The organism is Burkholderia sp. EMB26 (genome assembly GCF_024730645.1).
In the GTDB taxonomy this organism is placed as follows: Bacteria; Pseudomonadota; Gammaproteobacteria; order Burkholderiales; family Burkholderiaceae; genus Burkholderia; species Burkholderia cenocepacia.
Map to the genome: position 1 here is coordinate 229,938 of NZ_CP078072.1, position 17,475 is coordinate 247,412.

The window sequence follows — 17,475 nt, forward strand, 5'->3', positions numbered from 1 at the left end:
GGTTCAGTTGAGCGGCATCGCCGCGTAGTCGAGGACGTCGAGCTTTTCGAAGGTCGCCTGCACGGTCGGCGTGAGCAGCCCCATCTCGCGGATCGTCGGCACCAGGCGCCGGAAGATCGAGCGGCGGATCGAGCTCGACACCGGCGATTCGCGCACCATCGCGCTGCATTCGCGCCTGGACAGACCCATCGGTTCCCAGATGTCGTCCGCGCACAGGTGGTCGTACAGCACGGCCGCGCCTTCGCAGATGAACTCCTCGCGCTCGCGCAGTTCGTGCGAACTCATCTCCGCGTACACGCGGCACAGCGTGATCCGGCCGACCGCGAAGTGGCGTGCTTCGTCGCGCTGGATTCGCAGGAACAGGTCCTTGATGAACGGATCGGTGCTGTACGCGACGACGCTCTGGAAGATCGACAGCGCGATGCCCTCGACCAGCACCTGCATCCCGAGGTTCGTCATGTCGAGCGCGCTGCTCGTGATCGTGTCGTGCAGCAGCCCCTTCAGCGAGCGGCTCATCGGGTAGCTGACGTCGAGCTTCTCGTTGACGAGTTTCGCGTAGGCCTCGACGTGGCGCGCTTCGTCCATCATCTGCGCGGCTGCGCACAACCGCGCGCTCAGACCATTCTCGGCCGACGCGAGCTTCGACGCGCAGATCAGCGCGGCCTGCTCGCCATGCAGGATCTGCGACAACAGCCAGCCCTGCGCGTGATGGCGCACCTCGCGCTTGTCCGCGTCGGCCAGCTTGCCCCACAGCTCGGTGCCGTAGATCAAGAGCGTCGGATCGGGCATGCCGAGCGGGTTCGCCGGGTCGAGGTCGTGGCGCCAGTCGACGTCGGTCGCGACGTCCCACTGCGCGGCCTTCGCCTTCTCGTACAGCCGGTTCAGCGCCTCTTCGCGCAGTGCGTAGTCGTTCGACATCAGCGCGTCGACGGGCATCGACCAGCGGATATCGGCCGTGTCCTGCATCACGGTAAGCGTGTCATTCATGTCAGGGTCTCCCCGGCCGCGCGGCGGCGCCGGAATGATGAGCGGAATCGGTGAACGGGGTGGCGGCGCGCGACGCGCCCGGGTGCGGTTGGACGCGGATCGCGAACGACGGCCACGCGCCGCGCAATTGCGCGTCGAACGCGTCGGCGAGCCGCGCGGGCAAGATCGCGCAGCACACGCGGTTGTCGCCGGCGAACTCCGCGTCGCGCAGGATGCGGTCGCCGATCCATACGACCGGCGCGCCGCGCGATGCGTCGCGCAATGCTTCGTCGTACAGGTGCACGCCGAGCAGCACGTGCGGCGCGAGCAGTTCGGCCGGCAGCGCGCCGAAATACGGTGCGCACACTTCGATGAACAGGCGTGCGTCCGGATGCACGGCGTCGCGAATCCGCGCGGTGATTTCCGCGAGGAACGCGAAATACTGCACGTGATCGAGCAGCACGCGGCGCTCGCCGCCGGCCACGTCGTACGTATTGCCCGCGTCGTACGCATCGCCGGCCGCTTCCGCGAGCGCGGCGCGTGCGTAATCGGCCGGCGTGTCGAGCGGCATCCGGTACGCGCTGGCCGCGACCGCCACAGGCTGTCGCGCGTCGCGCTCGATCCGGTACGTGAAGTGAACGGGTCGCACCATGTCACGCCTCGCCGTCGAGAGCGAACGTCGCGTCCGGCGCGAACGCGACGTCGGCGATCGCGTAATAGCCGTTCAGCGCGAGCGAGCAGACGGCCGCGCGGCGCGGCGTATCGCCGTCGCGGTGCGCGAGCAGCACCGACAGCCACGGGTCGCTGCCGAACGCATGGCCGAATACGCCGTGGCCGTCCGGCAGCAGCGGCGTCTTGCCGACCGACGCGAGCAGCGCGCGGCGCGACGTGGCCGGAAAGAACGGCAGCGCCGCGTGCAGGCCGGGGCGCGCCGCGCAGAACGTGCGGATGTCGCGGCCGAGCCGCACGACCGCGCTGGCCGGCGGCGCGGCGTCCGCAATGACCGACTGCGCCGGTTCGCGGCCGACGTCGACGAGCAGCGTGCAGACGCCGAAGCCCGAGCGCCCCCAGGCGGGGTTGCCGTGCCAGTACGTGTAGCCGTGCACGTCGATGTCGACGATCTGCAGCAGCAGCGTGCGCGGCCCGGTTTCCGCCGCGGTCGCGAGCGTGCGGCGCAGCACGTAGCCCCAGCCCGCGCATTCGTACGAGCAGGTCATCCAGTCGGGCGTGTAGTCGTTCGCGCCGGCAAGGGCCTGCGCGAACACGCGATGCTGCGGCGAATCGTTCATCAGCAGCATCGACAGGATCGTCGAGCTGACCACGTAGTCGTCCGCGCCGATCGCACCGCACAGCCGCTCGCGTTCGGCGCACGCGAGCGTGCCGATCGCGCGGGCCGTGTCGTCGAGCGGCACGGCCGCGCCGTCGCGCGACGGCGCGACGCGCCGGTACGCGAGCGCCTGCACGGTCAGCGCGGTCGCCGGGGCCGGCTGGACGGCGGCGGCCGCCACGGGGGCAAGGGGCGCGAGCATGGTCGGATCAGGCCGCGTGCTGCTGGCTGCGCAGTTGCGCGTCGAGCTGCTGCAGCGTCGTGTACTGCGTGATGTTCAGCGCTTCCGGATCGATCGAGCCGTAAAGCTGTTCGCAGAACACGATCAGCTCGACGATGTTCAGCGAATCGATGCCGAGTTCGCCGATGCCGGCGTCGGTGTCGACGGTTTCGACATTGAGGATCTTCGCGACTTCGCGGGACAGGATGTCGAGCGCGTCGGCCGGAACGTTCTGGGTCGTCATGAGGGGAGCTCCTGAAGTTGAGTGGATTGGATCGGGATCGATCGGCCTGTCGCGTGGATCAATTGCCGGCTTCGCAGCGCAGGCTCTTGCGAAGCTCGTGATAACAACGGTACGAACTGCCTTCCATCTTCGAAAACGCCAGCAGGTCGCGCTGGTCGTCGAACAGCGGCACCTTGCCGTCGCGCACGAGCGCGGTCAGGAACTCGTTCGACAGCAGCTTGATCGCGAGCACGCGCTGCACCTTGCCGAAGCTGTAGTGCGCATCGTCGGTCTGGCTGCGCGCGGCGTCCGCGATGAAGCGGTGCACGGCGCGCGCGTCGGCGTCGAGTTCGACGCGGCCGGTCCGCTCGAGCCAGCCGACGTGCGCCATCAGCGCGCGGACGAAGTACGGCCGCACGACGGTCAGGTATTTGTTGAACACGGTCGGGCCGCCGATCCGCAGGCGGTCCTCGGCGGCGACGCGCACCTGGCCGCCGACGTTCGCGAGCTGCAGGTTGCCCGCGAGGAACGGCGCGCCGCAGGTCGAGCGTTTCAGCTTCCGGTATTCGTCGGGCCACACGAGGTAGGCGGCCGGGAACATCACGCCCGGCAAGCGCGCGGCGACCACGGCCATGCAGTCGCGATGCGCCTCGATGCCCCACACCTTGTCGACGGTCAGCGCGAGCCCGTTGTCGTCGCTGCGTACGACCGTGCGCCACGCGGCCAGCGTCGGGCCGCCGCCGTCGCTCATCAGGAACGCGAAGTTGTGGCCGGCGTCGATGCACTCGCAGGCGCGGCGGTTCTGGTCGTCCGAGAAGAACAGCCCGAACATGATGCGGATGAACGCGCGCATGAACGGCTTGAACAGGTGATGAAACCCTTCGCGGCCGATCTGCTCGAGCAGCGCTTCGGTGAGCGGCGCTTCGTCGTGCCGCAGCGGGGTCGACGCGGATGCGTCGGGCAGCACGTCGGGCGTGGACGCGCGCAACGCGATCACCATCTCGCTGTCGAGCAGCCGCACGGCGGCAGCCTCGACGAGCCGGGCGGCCGCGCGCGGCGGCGTGCCGATCGCGTCGAGGTGGCGCAGCACCGGATACGCGGCCTGATCGGCCACGCGCAAGAGCAGCGACGGTGCGAGCGGGGCGGGGGCGGAAAGCGTGGACATGGCAGGGTTCCTGTCAGAAACGCACGCGCACGGCGGCGTCGATGCGGGTGCCGAGACCGACCATCCGGTACTCGGACTGGCTGTCGGAGAAGGCATGGGTGAGCGCGACATCGACGCTCACGCGTGTGTTCACGTCGGCGACGACCTGCGCGATCGCGAGCAGGCCCTTGTCCTGCGGCGAATAGACGCCGCGCAGCGAATACTCGATGCGGCCAACCTTCTTGCCGAGCCGCGCGAACAGGTAGTCGCGCAGGCTGCCGTCGACGCTCACGAAGCTGGCCGTGCCGCCGAGGCCGGCCAGCGCGGCGCCCGGCGCGACGGGCAGCAGCGCATTGTTCGCCTGCACCGCGCCGACCATCCGGCGCCACTGGCTCGCGTCGTAACGCGCTTCGTCGTGCGACCACTCGACGATCAGCGACAGGTTGCCGGGCAGCGCGCTCTGCATGCCGAGCGCGCTGCGCCACATGTATTGGCGATCGTTGCGGCGATCGACGGCGTCGTACGCGGCCGCCGAATCGAGCGGCGTGCCGTTTGCGATGAAGGCGGGCAGCGGCCGCGTCGTGCCGCGTTCGAGCCACGCGCTCGCGTAGACGGTGTTCGAGCGCGCGACGTCGAACGACAGCGTCGCGCCCGCGCCGCCGCGGCCCGCGTGACGGCCGGCGAGCAGCGCGGCGGAGCCGCCCGACCAGTTGTACGCGCCGCGCACCAGCTGCGTCGCGCCTTCGACGTCGCGGTTGTCGACGTCGTTGCGCAGGGTGCGGTTCTCGCCGGCGATGAACTGCAGCGTGGTCTGCTCGCCGGCCCATTTCGCTTCGACGAGCGGTGTGCCTTCGACGTCGCCGTAGCGATCGTAGATGTCGGCCGTCGCGGCCCGTTTCTGGAAGAAGCCGAGCGGGAAGAACGCCTGCGACGTGTCGAGCGTATCGATCCGCTTGCCGGCCGTGAGCGTGATGCCGTTGTCGAACGCGTAGCGCACGCCGGCTTCGTTGAAGCGGCTCGCCTGCGCGCCGAGCGAATGGTTGCTGGCGACCACGCGCGCATTCACGAACAGGTTCTCGCCGTCGATGCGCGCGAGCAGCCCGGCTTCCTGCTGGTTGCGCGGCGAATCGCCGATCAGGCGGCCGAGCAGCGCGTGGCCGTCCATGCTGTCGACGGAGCGCGCGTAGCCGATCCCGTTGAGCGTGCCGAGCTGGTCCATCAGCGATTCTCCGTGCGCGAGCGTGCAGCCGAGCGCGAGCGGGATGGCGAGCGCCACACCGGGCCAGCCGCGACGGGCGCGCTCGGGCGATGAACGGCGGCGGTCACGATGAGCGTCGGCATCGGCGTCGTACTCACTGGCCATCGGCGAGCGTGTCGGGATTGAACCAGCCCGACGGAATCTTGCGCGGCTGGCCGTCGAGGATGTCGACGACGCTCGCGCGCTGCTTCTCGACCTCGTTGCGATACGTGATCTTGCGGATCACCTTGCGGCCGTTCGCGTCGACCGGCGCGGAGAAATCCGCACTGCGAAACAGCAGGCCGCTCGCGAGGAAGAACTGCGCGCGCAGCGGCACGTCGGTATCGGGCGTGACCCACAGCTTGATCGTCGGGTACACGTTGTCGGGATCGGTCGCGGTCAGATCGAGCTCGGTGGCCGGCTTGCCGGCGATCGGCGTCGTGCCGGGCGCGACCGTCGCGCGATAGCTGTCGGCCCAGTGCGTGCGCGTGATGTCGCTGATCACGACTTCGCCCTGCAGCCGCTGCATTCCGTTGATGCGCACCGCGCTGCGCGTGTTCGGCACGTAGAACCAGTGCCCGCGCGTCGTCGCGAGGTATTTCTGGCCGTCGTTCTCGCCGCTGCGCGTCAGCGCGAGCGTGTCGCCGTTGCCGCGCGTGTAGACGAGATAGCGCGTCGCGTCGCCGGATTGTCCGCCGACTTCGTTGGTGATCTCGATGTTGGTCTGCGTATCGGCGGCCGTGCTGCGGTAAGCATCGGCACGGGCGAGCATGGTCTGCGCCGGCGGCGCGTCGGCCGCGTGGGCGGCGAGCGGCACGCACGCGACGAACGCGGCGAACGTAAGACGAATGCGATTCATGGGGCGAGTCCTTCGAGGATGTTGCGTTTCGCGAGCCCGAGCGTCGCGAGCAGCGCCGCGGCCACGCCGAGCACGACGAACGCGGCTTCGACGGCAGCCACGGCGACGGGCGACACGGTGAATTCGAGCAGGATCGGTTTCACGCGGCCGGGCGGCGCGGGCAGGTGGATCTGCGCGTGATTGAGCGCGACCATCGTCAGCAGCGCGAGCGCGATGCCGGCGGCCGCGCCGAGCAGGCCGAGCAGCGCGGTTTCCTGGATCAGTACGCTGCGCACCGTCGCGGCCGGCACGCCGAGCGCGCGCAGCGTCGCGATCTCGCGGCGGCGCTCGACGATGCTCATCAGGATCCAGTTGCTCATCGACAGCAGGATCGTCACGCAGAGGATCGCGCCGAATACCGAGAACTGGTTCTTGTACAGCGCGACGACCTGGTGATAGAGCGACACCAGCTGGTCCCAGGTCCGCACGTCGAGCGTCGGCAGCGCGGCGCGCAGCGTCGCGGCGGCGGCCGGCGTGCCGGCGGTGTCCTTGAGGAACACCGCGATGCGCGACGCGCGGTCGGTGCGCAGCAGCGCCTGCGCGGCCGCGAACGTCACGTTGACGATCCGCTCGTCGACGTCCTTGTTGCCGGTGCTCATCACACCGACGATCTGCGCGTCGGTCGCGTTGATCCCGCCGTGCGCGGTCGACGCCATCAGCTGCACGACCGAGCCGACGTGCACGCCGAGCTTGCGCGCGAGCTCGGCGCCGACGACGACTTCGGTGCCGGCGTTCGTCGGCGACAGGTAGCGGCCCGACAGCACCGTGTGATAGTCGAAGAAGCCGGGCGGTTCGCGGTTCGGCTCGATCCCTTCGCCGACGAACCCGTAACTGAGATCGCCGTTCGACACGAGTCCGTCGAAGTCGATGCCGCGCGCGGTCGTCGCGACGCCGGGCAGCTTTGCAATCGCCTGCGTGGCGGCAGCCTGTTCGTCGGCGCTCAGCCCGTACTGCAGCGGCCGTTCGCCGATCAGGTCGAGATAGCCGTGATGCAGCACCTGCACGTGGCCGACGCCGCTGTCGATCGAGCCTTCGCGCACCGCGTCGAACGTCGCGATCACGTAGCCGAGCGCGAGGCTCGACGCGAACGCGGCGACGCCGATCATCGCCATCGTCAGCACGGTGCGGCGCCGGTTGCGCCAGAGGTTACGCCACGCAAACGTCGACCAGTTCACGATTCACTCCCGGTACGCCGTCGCGCATCTCGATGCGGCGCGGCAGGTGCGCGCACAGACGATCGTCGTGCGACGCAATCAGAAAGGCGGTGCCCAGCGTGCGCTGGGTGTCGAGGATCAGCTCGGCGACCGCCCGCGCGTTGGCGCTGTCGAGGCTCGCGGTCGGCTCGTCCGCGATCACGATGGCCGGCTCCTTGGCGAGCGCGCGGGCCAGCGCGACGCGCTGTTGCTCGCCGCCGGACAGCTCGCCGGGGCGGTGCCGTTCGCGCGCGGCGAGGCCCACCGCGTCGAGCATCGCGCGGGCGCGTTCGCGCCGCGTGCGCGGCGTGCCCCACGCGAAGCAGCCGAGCTCGACGTTCTCGAGCGCCGACATCACCGGAATCAGGTTGAATTGCTGGAACACGAAGCCGATGCGCTCGCGGCGAATCCGTTCGAGCGTGTCCGGCGCGTCGTCGATCCGGCGGCCTTCGAGCCAGCGTTCGCCGCTGCTCGGCACGTCGAGAAAACCGGCGAGGTTGAGCAGCGTGCTCTTGCCGCTGCCCGACGGTCCGACGAGCGCGACGACGTCGCGCCGGCCGATCGAGATCGTCGCGCCGCGCACCGCGACGACGCGGCCCGCGCCTTCGTACACGCGGGTGACGTCGCGCAGTTCGAGCACGGAGTCGAGCGGGACGGCCGTCATGCGAACGCTCCCTGGCCGGCTTCGGCGGCAACCGGCGCGGCGATCACGGGCAGTGCGCCGTTCGCATAGAGATCGCGGCACTTCAGGCGCTGCAGCTTGCCGCTCGTCGTGCGCGGCAGCGAGCCGGGCTCGACGAAACACAGATCCTGCGCGGCGAAGCCGATGCGCGACGTGAGCAGTTGCTGGCACTCGGTGCGCGTTTGCGGCGTCGCGTCGACCGGCCGCGCCTCGATCGCGACGACCAGCCGCTCGGTGCCGGTTTCGGGATCGGGCAGGCCGAACGCGATGCAGGTGCTCTTGCGCAGCGCGCAGTGCGAGGCCAACGCTTCCTCGATCTCGTGCGGGAAATAGTTGCTGCCGCGAATGATGATGACTTCCTTCTTGCGGCCGAGGATATGCAACTGGCCGTCCGCGACGTAGCCGATGTCGCCGGTGCGGAACCAGCCGTCGGCCGTCAGCGGCGCGGCGATCGTGCCGTCGTCGGGGTTCAGGTAGCCGAGCATCACCGACGTGCCGCGGATCGCGACTTCGCCGACCGCGCGATTGGCCAGCGCGTGGTCGCCGTCGTCGAGGATGCGGAACGCCATCCCGTCGATCGGCGTGCCCATCGCGAGCACCGTTTCGGTCTCCGTGTCCTGGCCATCGTTCGCGGCGGCCGGCTGCGCGTCGCGGCGCTCGATCAGCGCGCGCCGGTCGAGCGTATCGGCGATCACGTACGGCGCGCCATCGACCGCGCCTTCGTGCCAAGCACGATGCATCGATACCGCGAGCGTCGATTCGGCCATCCCGTAGCACGGTTGCAGCGCCGACGCCGCGAGGCCGTACGGCGCGAACGTCGCGGCGAAATCGCGCAGCGTCGCGTCGTCGACGCGTTCGCCGCCGATGAAGATGTTGCGGCACGCGGACAGGTCGACGCCATCCATCGCGGCGGCATTGAAGCGGCGCACGCAGTAGCGCAGCGCGAAGGTCGGCACCGACGTCGTCGTCGCGCGCGCCGACGCGATGCGCTTGAGCCAGCCGAGCGGATTCCGGATGAAGCTGTTCGGCTGCATCATCAGCAACGGCGCGCGGTAATGCAGGTTCGACAGCAGCGTGAGCAGCCCCATGTCGTGATAGAGCGGCAGCCACGACGCGGTGCCGTCGCCGGCCGCGATGTCGAAGCGCACCGATCCGCCGATGCCGAGCACGTTCGCGATCACGTTCTCGTGACTGAGCACCGCGGCTTTCGGATACGACGTCGAACCCGACGTGAGCTGCACATGATGCGGATCGCGGCCGCTCTTCGAACTGATCAGCGCGCGCGCGCCGGCATCCGCCGCGCTCGACAGCGTCGCGAGATCGACGACGCGCGTGGCGGCCGCGGGAAACGCGTCGTCGCGCCAGGCCGCGGCCTGCGCGTCGGCGGCGATGACGAGGCGCGGCCGGTACAGCTCGCACGCGACGTCCGCCACCTGCCGCCCGGCCGTGGCACGCCGCGCGGGAACGGGCACGGTGCACGGCAGCGCGCCCGTCATCACGCACGCCATCATCGCGACCGCATGCTCGACCGACGCCGGCAGCGCAAGCATCACCAGGTCGTTCTCGCGCACCCCGAGCTCGCGCAGCGCGCCGGCCTGGCGAAACACCGCTTCCGCGAAGTGCCGGTACGTGATGCCCGCTTCGTGGCCCGCGTCGTCGACGAACGTCATGCGATGCATGGCGCCCGCGACGTCCTCGAGCGATTCGATCAGACGGTGAATGGTGGAAGCGCACTTCGTCACGAGGATTCTCCCCTTGAGGAACACGGCCGCTCGCGCCACGGTGCCGGCGGCGCCGTTCGTCGAGTGAGGAGGATTCTTGCCGGATCGATCGGCGGCGACAAACGGAATCTATGCAGGCTATGCATGAGCAGCGCGCATCCACGAGGTGACTGGTCGGTCTCATTCGACCGGTCGTCTAGTTCACGATGTGGTGCGCTCATGCGCAGGCGTCATGCAATGCGTTCGGAAAATTCGTTTGTCCGAAACATCGACTCACAGAAGAATTGCAACCCGGCAGCGCGCCAGCGTCGCCGCGTCATCGTGCCGGGGCAGTCCGGCTCAAGGAGAGCGTCTTGTCCGTCACCTCATCGCTTGTCGCCCGCCCGAAACCGGTTGCGGACATGAAGAGCCGCCCGAGCGGCGTGGTCTTCTCGCTGAAGCTGGCGGTCTACGTCGCGCTCATCGCGCACGGGATGATGTTCGCGCTGTCGACGCTCGTGATCCTGAAGATCGTCGGCATCCTGCTGATCGGCGCGATGTACGCGCACGGCGTCGAGCTGCAGCATCAGGCGCTGCATTACCAGGGATTCCGCAGCAAGCGGCTGAACATGGTGTTCGGCGTGCTGCTCGGCATGCCGATGCTCGTGTCGTTTCATGCGTACCAGGACAGCCACCTGCGGCATCACCGGCTGCTCGGCACACCGGAGAACAAGGAGTTCTTCGATTACGGCGACCAGTACGGCGCACGCCCCGTCGTCAACGTCGGGCTGTGGATGTGGCGGCTGTCGATGGCCGCGCACTATATCCAGTTCGCGAAGAACGTCGCGAAGCTCGTCGTGCCGGGCGCGCGCTTCGGCGACAATGCGCTCGTGTCGCGCGCGATCCGCCGCGACTACCTACTGATGGCCGCCGCGATCGCGCTGCTGGCCGCGCTGTCGTTCGCGTTGCACACGTGGTTCGTCGTCTGGGTGTGGGTCGTGCCGCTCGTATCGGTCGCGGCGCCCGTGCATGCGCTGGTCGAGATGCCCGAACACTACCGCTGCGACCTGACGAGCACCGACCCGTTCCGCAACACGCGGACGATCGAGAGCAACGCGTTCATGACGTGGTTCACGAACGGCAACAACTATCACGTCGAGCATCACATGATGCCGAACCTGCCGATCGAGCGGCTGCACGACCTGCATGGCGCGATCGCGCCGCGCATCCGCTATTACCACCGCACGTATCGGCAGTTCTACTCTGCGTTGCTGCGCGGCCGGCTGTCGCCGCGTGCGGTGGACGACGACCGGGACGATCGCGAGCCCGATGCCGAAGCGGCCGCGCCGGCCTCGACCCAATCGGCATGACCGCGCCACGCGTTGCGACGACGGTGACGACGATGCTCTATCCGGAATTGTTCAGGTCGCTCGAAGCGGTCCGCTGGGACATGGAGAAGGACATTCCGTGGGACAAGTTCGACGCTTCGCTGCTCACCGACGAGCAGGCGAAGACGATCAAGATGAACGCGATCACCGAATGGTCGGCGCTGCCCGCGACGGAAATGTTCCTGCGCGACAACCAGCACGACAGCGACTTTTCCGCGTTCATGAGCGTGTGGTTCTTCGAGGAGCAGAAGCATTCGCTGGTGCTGATGGAATACCTGCGCCGCTTCAAGCCCGAGATGGTGCCGACCGAAGAGGAACTGCACGCGGTGCGCTTCCAGTTCGATCCGGCGCCGCCGCTCGAGACGCTGATGCTGCACTTCTGCGGCGAGATCCGCCTGAACCACTGGTACCGCTGCGCGGCCGACTGGCACACCGAGCCCGTCATCAAGCAGATCTACGAAACGATTTCGCGCGACGAAGCGCGTCATGGCGGCGCATACCTGCGCTACATGAAGAAGGCGTTGAACGACTGCGGCGACGTCGCCCGTGCCGCATTCGCGAAGATCGGCGTGCTGATGGCGTCGGCGCGCCGCACCGAGAAGCCGTTGCACCCGACCAACCTGCACGTGAACCAGGCGCTGTTCCCGCGCGACACCGTGCAGTCGCGTCTGCCGGATCCGGAATGGCTCGAGCGCTGGCTCGACGAGCAGATCCGGTTCGACGGCGAGTGGGAGAAGAAGGTCGTCGAGCGGATCCTGCACAACCTGTCGATCCTGTTCGAGCGCACGTTCGCGACCGCTCAGGAATTGAACCGCTATCGCCGCGAAGTGACCGCGCGCGCGAATGGCGCGGCGGACGGTCCGTAGCGGATTCATCTTGACGGTCGTCGCGCGGCGCGGCCCGAATTCCGCCCGACATGCGCATCGAATGCACACCGACCGGCGCTGCCGGCCGGCGGATTATGCATTTCCGGACATAATCGGCTCGTCAGTTTCACGAGGCGGCATGAAAATACCGGATTTCATCCGTTTAGTATATTTTAATAAACGCTAAATTCCGGATTTGAATGGCATTTTGTATGTATGTTGCAGACTGTTTGTTTTCGCAATCCGGAAAATAAAATGAAAAGTCGGCTGATTGAAATCGATTTGTAGGTATCGGATGGTTCCTCTGTCATGACGTCGATATGGATGCGATGACGTCGAATTTTGCCGGCAATCGCCTGTTTTTACGCCAATTTATCAACCCTTTTGGTACGCTCGATTCGTTCGCATATTAATTTACAAAATCACTACTTGATAATGTTCGTGTAAGCGTATCGATGCGATGAAAATTGATAGATAAATACAAGTGTCACGATTGAAAATAAGAATGATATGCATCCATGCTTCAATATAAAATCGTTTCCGAATCCAAATAGGAGAGACGATCCAGGGAGACGAACGGCAACTTGTCTGTCGATGGGTGCAACTTTGAGGCGGCGGTATGGCTAATGTGAGATTGGCAAAGCGATTGAGAAGTCTGCCTTCGCTGGATTTCCTGAGAGGCTTCGAATGCGCGGCGCGCCATTTGAGCTTCACGCGTGCGGGGCAGGAGCTCAACGTCACGCAATCGGCCGTGAGTCGGCAGGTCAAGGCGCTCGAAGAGCAGCTCCGGATCGAGCTGTTTCATCGGCACATTCGTTCGCTCACGCTGACCGACAAGGGGCGCGAGTTGTACGACGCGATCTCGTTCGCGTTGTCCGATCTGGAATCGGTGGTCGGCAAGCTGTCGTCGAGCGTCGGCCAGCGCGCCATTTCGTTGTCGACCACCGTTTCGTTCGCCGCGCTGTGGCTGATTCCGCGCCTCGGTTCGTTCCGCGCCAGCTATCCGGACATCGACGTGCGCGTGTCGGCAACGAGCGAAATTGAAGATCTTAAACGCAAACGTTTGCACCTGGCGGTGCGTTATGCCGGCCCGTATACGTCGACCGACGATACGGACGTGTTGTTTCGCGAGCGTGTCGTGGCGGTGTGCAGCCCGAGCCTGTTGACGGCGATGGGCGACGCCGCATCGATGAAGCCGGCCGATCTCGACAAGCACGTGCTGCTGCATCTCGACGACCCGCGCGGCGAATGGCCGTGGCACGGGTGGAGCCATTTGCTGAAGGAGCTCGGCGTGCCGCGGCTGCGGCCGGCCGGCGCGCTGCACTTCAGCCAGTACGATCAACTGGTCCAGGCCGCGGTCGACGGGCACGGCATCGCGATCGGCAGGCGGCCGCTGGTCGACGGGCTGCTGAAGCAGGGGCGGCTCGTCGAGCTGTTCCCGCATTGCACCGTTGCGTCGGGCAGCTACGTGCTCGTGCAGAACCCCGACGCGTGCAACGAATTCGATATCGCGGTGCTGACCAACTGGCTGCTCGATCAGGCGTGCCCCGCGCTCGCGCCGGAGCAGGACACGGCCGGCAGCAACGTGCTGCCGATGTATCGCGTCGGATAGTGCGGCCCGGCGAATGCGTCGTGCGCGGCGTCATGCGCAATACCTGCAACCTGTGCGATGATGCGCCGCTTCGCGTTCGTCACGGAACGCCACCGACCGCGACGCCCGGTTCCGGGCCACCGCCGAGTCCTGACCTCCCGGAGACAGCATGCCCGCACACGGCATTCAAGGCAGTACCCTGCATTACCTCGATCACGGCACCGGGTTTCCGGTGCTGCTCGGGCACAGCTATCTGTGGGATGCCACGATGTGGGCGCCGCAGATCGACGCACTGTCGCGCCGGTATCGCGTGATCGTGCCGGACCTGTGGGGGCATGGCGCATCGGGCGCGCTGCCGGACGGCACGCACACGCTCGACGATCTCGCCACGCAGGCGAGCGCGCTGCTCGACGCGCTGGAAATCGAACAGTGCGCGGTCGTCGGCCTCAGCGTCGGCGGCATGTGGGGCGCACGGCTCGCGTTGCGCGAGCCGCAGCGCGTGCGCTCGCTGGTGATCATGGACGCGTCGCTCGACGCCGAGCCGGACGCGACGCGCGCCCGCTACTTCGGAATGCTCGATGCGATCGAGGCCGCGGGCCGCATCGCGCCGCCGCTGCTCGACGCGATCGTGCCGCTGTTCTTCCGGCCGGACGTGAATCTGGAAGATCCGGTGCCGACCGCGTTTCGCGATGCGTTGGCGAACCTGCCCGCCGACCGGTTGCGGCAATCGATCGCGCCGCTCGGTCGGCTGATCTTCGGCCGGCCCGACACGCTGTCCGCACTGGCCGAACTCGACGCGGAACGCACGCTGCTGATGTGCGGCGCGGGCGACATGGCGCGGCCGCCGTCGGAAACCGTGAAGATGGCGAGCGTGATCGGCTGCGCGCATGCGCTGGTGCCGGACGCCGGCCATATTTCGAACCTGGAAAATCCCGCGTTCGTCACGCGCACGCTGCTCGACTGGTTCGACGCGCAGCCGCTGCACGCGAACTGACGACCGCGCGACCGGCGACATGCGCGCAGGCCGTGCGGCGTCGCATCGACCTGCGTTACGCGCGCTCGCTGACCGGTGTGAACCTCCGGCCGCGCACACGCGCTTCGTCGGCGCTGCCGCGCACGAGGCTCAACGCTTCCGCGCGGCTCGCCACGCACGGCCCGGAGCCGGGCAGCGGCTGGCGCGCGGTCTCGCGCAGCGCAAGCACCGACACGATGCCGATGAACGACGCGCCCATCAGGTAGTACGCGGGCATCATCAGGTCGCCGGTGCGATCGACCAGCCACGCGGTGACGAGCGGCGTCGTGCCGCCGAACAGCGACACCGACACGTTGAAGCCGATCGCGAGCGCGCCGTAGCGGATCCGCGTCGGGAACAGCGCGGGCAGCGCGGACGGCATCACGCCCGTGAACGTCGACAGCAGGACGCCGTAGATCAGCATCCCGCCGAAGATCGGCAGCATGCCGCCGGTGCGGATCAGCATCAGCGCCGGCACCGACAGCGCGAGCAGGCCCACGCAGCCGGCCATCATCACCGGCTTGCGGCCGACCTTGTCCGACAGGTGCCCGGCGTACAGCGTCATCGGCATCATCAGCACCATCACGAGCAGCACCATGAAGAGCCCGTGCGATTCGCGAACGTGCAGCGTCGCCGACAGGTAGCTCGGCAGGTACGACAGCGCCATGTAGTCGGTCACGTTGAAGATCAGCACGAGACCGACGCATTGCAGCAGCGGCTTCCACTGTTCGACGAGCAGCGTCGCGAAGCGTTGCTTCGGCCGCGCGCGTTCGTCCGCTTCGCGAGCTTCCGCCTCCTTCTTGAACGCCGGCGTTTCCTCGAGCTTGAGCCGCACGTAGAGGCCGACGAGGCCGAGCGGACCGGCGATGAAGAACGGTACGCGCCAGCCCCACGACAGCAGCGCGTCCTGCGACAGCGTGGCCGTCAGCAGCGCGACCGTGGCCGCGCCGAGCGTATAGCCGATCAGCGTGCCGAATTCGAGGAAGCTGCCCATGAAGCCGCGACGCTTGTCGGTCGCGAACTCGGCGATGAAGGTTGCCGCGCCGCCGTATTCGCCGCCGGTCGAGAAACCCTGCACGAGGCGGGCGACGAGCAACAGGATCGGGGCCATGATGCCGATCGACGCATAGCTCGGAATCAGGCCGATCGCGAAGGTGCCGACGGCCATCATGATCATCGTCGCGGCGAGCACGCGCTGGCGGCCGATGCGGTCGCCGAGCGGGCCGAACACCATGCCGCCGAGCGGGCGCACGAGGAACGCGGCCGCGAAGGTGCCGAAGGTCGCGAGCAATTGCGCGGACGGGCTGCTGGACGGGAAGAACACCTTGCCGAGCGTGACGGCGATATAGCTGTAGACGCCAAAGTCGAACCATTCCATCGCATTGCCGAACGCCATCGCGCCGACCGCGCGCTTGAGGACGGCAGGGTCGACGATCGTGATGTCATCCAGCTTGACGGACTTGCGCGAAGACCGGGCTTTCGCGGGGTGCGCTTGCGACGGGCTCAATGAACTCTCCTGGAATGGCCTTGGCAACCGGCCGGCGGGAATGCAGCGGGGTCGTGCGGGCCGGCGGACTGCGAAGGCGGATGTCTCGGGGATGCCTCGATGCCGGTGGCGTGACGCGCGCAGCGGGACGACACCGGGCAGGTGTATTGTGCGAACCAGTTTAGAGAAACGGGCGCGAGCGGCTATCGGTCATGCGCCCGGAAACCGGTGGTAAACGACACGCGGGGACGTCGTCCTGATTGCACCCCGGCGGGCGGGGCGCGGCATGGACGGTCATCTCGCCGCGCGCCGGCTCGCGGACACCAGCAACGCGACGAACGCCGCTTCATCCGCGCGCAGGCCGCGCGGCGAGCGCCGGACCGCCAGCGTGGCGAGCGCGCCCGACTCGAACGCGTCGAGCACGACCGGATGGATGTAGCAGCGCCGGCACACGGCCGGCGTGTTGCGCAGCAGGTCCGCCACCGCGCGCACGGTTTCGACGATCTGCTTGCGGGCATGCGTGACGCCGCGGTGCTCCACGCGCCGCAGCAACCCGAGCGCGTGCACGCTGCCGGCCCACGTCCGGTAATCCTTCGCGGTGAAATCGGCGCCGCCGGCTTCGCGCAGGTAGTCGTTCACGTCGGATGACCCGACCGGATGGCGCACGCCGTCGTCGTCCACATACTGGAACAGCTCGTGACCGGGCAGTTCCGCGCAGCGCCGCACGATCCGCGCGACCCGCGCATCGTCGACCGTCACGTCGTGTTCGATCCCGCTCTTGCCGGTGAAGCGCAGCCGCACCTGGCCGGGCTGGATCTTCAAATGGCGCTTGCGCAGCGTCGTCAGCCCGTACGAGCCGTTTTCGCGTGCGTATTCCGCGTTGCCGATCCGCGCGAGCGTCGTGTCGAGCAAGCGCACGATCGTCGCGACGACCTTGTCGCGCGGCATGCCCGGCAACGCCAGGTCGCGCGTGACGCGCGCGCGGATGCGCGGCAGCGCCCGCGCGAACGCGGCCATTCGTGCGTACTTGTTCGCGTCGCGGGTCGCCCGCCACTGCGGGTGGTAGCGATACTGCTTGCGGCCGCGCGCGTCGCGGCCCGTCGCCTGCAGGTGGCCGAGCGGGTCCGCGCAGATCCACACGTCGGTGTACGCGGGCGGGATCGCGAGCGCGTTGATGCGCGCGATTTCCGCGGCATCGCGAATCCGCGTGCCGTCTTGCGCGTAATACGCGAAGCCGTTGCGCAGGCGGCGGCGCGTGTAGCCGGGCTGGCGGTCGTCGACGTGGCGCAGCGCCGCGGCCGTGCTCGAAGCGGGCTGCTTCATGCGCGCGTGTGCCGGTTGGCGGCGATGGAGACGGCGATGGCGACGGATGGCGACCCGTGCTCGTGGGCGGCGGTCATGTGTTTGCTCCCTTGTTCGTAATGGGCGCGGACGGCGACCTGCAGCACGGCATGAGCGGTCGTTGCGGAACGGGAGCAAGAATCGTGCGCCGGCTGGCCGTACGACGCGACGGCAGAGCGGCCGGGAAATGCCGTTCGCGGC

The 17,475-nt window shown here is 67.8% G+C and carries 16 protein-coding genes; 4 read left to right on the forward strand and 12 right to left on the reverse strand.

Annotated elements, in window-relative coordinates; all coding sequences use genetic code 11:
* Positions 1 to 3 precede the first annotated feature (3 nt).
* The 10 genes from KU887_RS31430 to KU887_RS31475 are packed head-to-tail and all read right to left on the reverse strand — an operon-like array spanning position 4 to position 9,632.
* The gene (locus KU887_RS31430; protein ID WP_258258750.1) at positions 4 to 987 is read right to left on the reverse strand and encodes a ferritin-like domain-containing protein; all 984 of its coding nucleotides are present in this window, start codon (positions 985 to 987) and stop codon (positions 4 to 6) included.
* A gap of 1 nt (position 988) precedes the next feature.
* Complete coding sequence (locus KU887_RS31435; RefSeq protein WP_258258753.1) at positions 989 to 1,618, reverse strand: hypothetical protein; 630 nt, start codon at positions 1,616 to 1,618, stop codon at positions 989 to 991.
* Between the two features lies 1 nt (position 1,619).
* Positions 1,620 to 2,495, reverse strand: a complete 876-nt coding sequence (locus tag KU887_RS31440) for a hypothetical protein (protein WP_048988599.1) — start codon at positions 2,493 to 2,495, stop codon at positions 1,620 to 1,622.
* 7 nt (positions 2,496 to 2,502) lie between these two features.
* Positions 2,503 to 2,757: an acyl carrier protein gene (locus KU887_RS31445; RefSeq protein ID WP_006481176.1), complete on the reverse strand. Its 255-nt coding sequence runs from the start codon at positions 2,755 to 2,757 to the stop codon at positions 2,503 to 2,505.
* 58 nt (positions 2,758 to 2,815) lie between these two features.
* Positions 2,816 to 3,901 (reverse strand): hypothetical protein, encoded by a 1,086-nt coding sequence (locus KU887_RS31450; RefSeq protein ID WP_258258762.1) that lies wholly within the window; start codon positions 3,899 to 3,901, stop codon positions 2,816 to 2,818.
* Positions 3,902 to 3,914: 13 nt separating this feature from the next.
* Positions 3,915 to 5,243 carry a hypothetical protein gene (locus KU887_RS31455; protein ID WP_111441964.1) on the reverse strand — a complete coding sequence of 443 codons (1,329 nt, stop codon included), beginning with the start codon at positions 5,241 to 5,243 and terminating at the stop codon, positions 3,915 to 3,917.
* Complete coding sequence (locus KU887_RS31460; RefSeq protein WP_006482245.1) at positions 5,233 to 5,976, reverse strand: outer membrane lipoprotein-sorting protein; 744 nt, start codon at positions 5,974 to 5,976, stop codon at positions 5,233 to 5,235. Before KU887_RS31460 ends, KU887_RS31455 begins: the two co-directional genes overlap by 11 nt.
* A complete protein-coding gene (locus KU887_RS31465; RefSeq protein WP_006482237.1) occupies positions 5,973 to 7,190 on the reverse strand; it encodes an ABC transporter permease in 1,218 nt (405 codons plus the stop codon). The genes KU887_RS31460 and KU887_RS31465 overlap by 4 nt, the downstream gene beginning before the upstream one ends.
* Complete coding sequence (locus KU887_RS31470; protein WP_058903861.1) at positions 7,162 to 7,872, reverse strand: ABC transporter ATP-binding protein; 711 nt, start codon at positions 7,870 to 7,872, stop codon at positions 7,162 to 7,164. Before KU887_RS31470 ends, KU887_RS31465 begins: the two co-directional genes overlap by 29 nt.
* Positions 7,869 to 9,632 carry a fatty acyl-AMP ligase gene (locus KU887_RS31475; protein WP_241308518.1) on the reverse strand — a complete coding sequence of 588 codons (1,764 nt, stop codon included), beginning with the start codon at positions 9,630 to 9,632 and terminating at the stop codon, positions 7,869 to 7,871. The genes KU887_RS31470 and KU887_RS31475 overlap by 4 nt, the downstream gene beginning before the upstream one ends.
* 380 nt (positions 9,633 to 10,012) lie before the next feature.
* On the opposite strand from KU887_RS31475, the gene KU887_RS31480 reads away from it, so the two are divergent.
* The 4 genes from KU887_RS31480 to KU887_RS31495 all read left to right on the forward strand — a co-directional run bounded on the left by KU887_RS31480 (position 10,013) and on the right by KU887_RS31495 (position 14,429).
* Positions 10,013 to 10,960, forward strand: a complete 948-nt coding sequence (locus KU887_RS31480) for a fatty acid desaturase (RefSeq protein ID WP_034203968.1) — start codon at positions 10,013 to 10,015, stop codon at positions 10,958 to 10,960.
* Between the two features lie 23 nt (positions 10,961 to 10,983).
* Complete coding sequence (locus tag KU887_RS31485) at positions 10,984 to 11,844, forward strand: ferritin (protein WP_077057127.1); 861 nt, start codon at positions 10,984 to 10,986, stop codon at positions 11,842 to 11,844.
* 619 nt (positions 11,845 to 12,463) lie between these two features.
* Positions 12,464 to 13,456 carry a LysR substrate-binding domain-containing protein gene (locus KU887_RS31490; protein ID WP_006482230.1) on the forward strand — a complete coding sequence of 331 codons (993 nt, stop codon included), beginning with the start codon at positions 12,464 to 12,466 and terminating at the stop codon, positions 13,454 to 13,456.
* Between the two features lie 148 nt (positions 13,457 to 13,604).
* Positions 13,605 to 14,429, forward strand: a complete 825-nt coding sequence (locus tag KU887_RS31495; RefSeq protein WP_006482236.1) for an alpha/beta fold hydrolase — start codon at positions 13,605 to 13,607, stop codon at positions 14,427 to 14,429.
* Between the two features lie 55 nt (positions 14,430 to 14,484).
* Here KU887_RS31495 and proP read toward each other — a convergent pair whose 3' ends face one another.
* Together proP and KU887_RS31505 are read right to left on the reverse strand one after the other, a co-directional pair.
* On the reverse strand, positions 14,485 to 15,954 hold the full coding sequence (gene proP / locus KU887_RS31500; RefSeq protein ID WP_059723887.1) for a glycine betaine/L-proline transporter ProP: 1,470 nt from the start codon (positions 15,952 to 15,954) through the stop codon (positions 14,485 to 14,487).
* A gap of 273 nt (positions 15,955 to 16,227) precedes the next feature.
* Positions 16,228 to 17,256 (reverse strand): DNA topoisomerase IB, encoded by a 1,029-nt coding sequence (locus tag KU887_RS31505; protein WP_109342262.1) that lies wholly within the window; start codon positions 17,254 to 17,256, stop codon positions 16,228 to 16,230.
* Between the last annotated feature and the right edge of the window lie 219 nt (positions 17,257 to 17,475).

Bases quoted from the DNA above. Each gene is read 5' to 3' on its own strand.
- KU887_RS31430 (WP_258258750.1), bottom strand. From the start codon at position 987: ATGAATGACACGCTTACCGTGATGCAGGACACGGCCGATATCCGCTGG.
- KU887_RS31435 (WP_258258753.1), bottom strand. From the start codon at position 1,618: ATGGTGCGACCCGTTCACTTCACGTACCGGATCGAGCGCGACGCGCGA.
- KU887_RS31440 (WP_048988599.1), bottom strand. From the start codon at position 2,495: ATGCTCGCGCCCCTTGCCCCCGTGGCGGCCGCCGCCGTCCAGCCGGCC.
- KU887_RS31445 (WP_006481176.1), bottom strand. From the start codon at position 2,757: ATGACGACCCAGAACGTTCCGGCCGACGCGCTCGACATCCTGTCCCGC.
- KU887_RS31450 (WP_258258762.1), bottom strand. From the start codon at position 3,901: ATGTCCACGCTTTCCGCCCCCGCCCCGCTCGCACCGTCGCTGCTCTTG.
- KU887_RS31455 (WP_111441964.1), bottom strand. From the start codon at position 5,243: ATGGCCAGTGAGTACGACGCCGATGCCGACGCTCATCGTGACCGCCGC.
- KU887_RS31460 (WP_006482245.1), bottom strand. From the start codon at position 5,976: ATGAATCGCATTCGTCTTACGTTCGCCGCGTTCGTCGCGTGCGTGCCG.
- KU887_RS31470 (WP_058903861.1), bottom strand. From the start codon at position 7,872: ATGACGGCCGTCCCGCTCGACTCCGTGCTCGAACTGCGCGACGTCACC.
- KU887_RS31480 (WP_034203968.1), top strand. From the start codon at position 10,013: ATGAAGAGCCGCCCGAGCGGCGTGGTCTTCTCGCTGAAGCTGGCGGTC.
- KU887_RS31490 (WP_006482230.1), top strand. From the start codon at position 12,464: ATGGCTAATGTGAGATTGGCAAAGCGATTGAGAAGTCTGCCTTCGCTG.
- KU887_RS31495 (WP_006482236.1), top strand. From the start codon at position 13,605: ATGCCCGCACACGGCATTCAAGGCAGTACCCTGCATTACCTCGATCAC.
- KU887_RS31505 (WP_109342262.1), bottom strand. From the start codon at position 17,256: ATGAAGCAGCCCGCTTCGAGCACGGCCGCGGCGCTGCGCCACGTCGAC.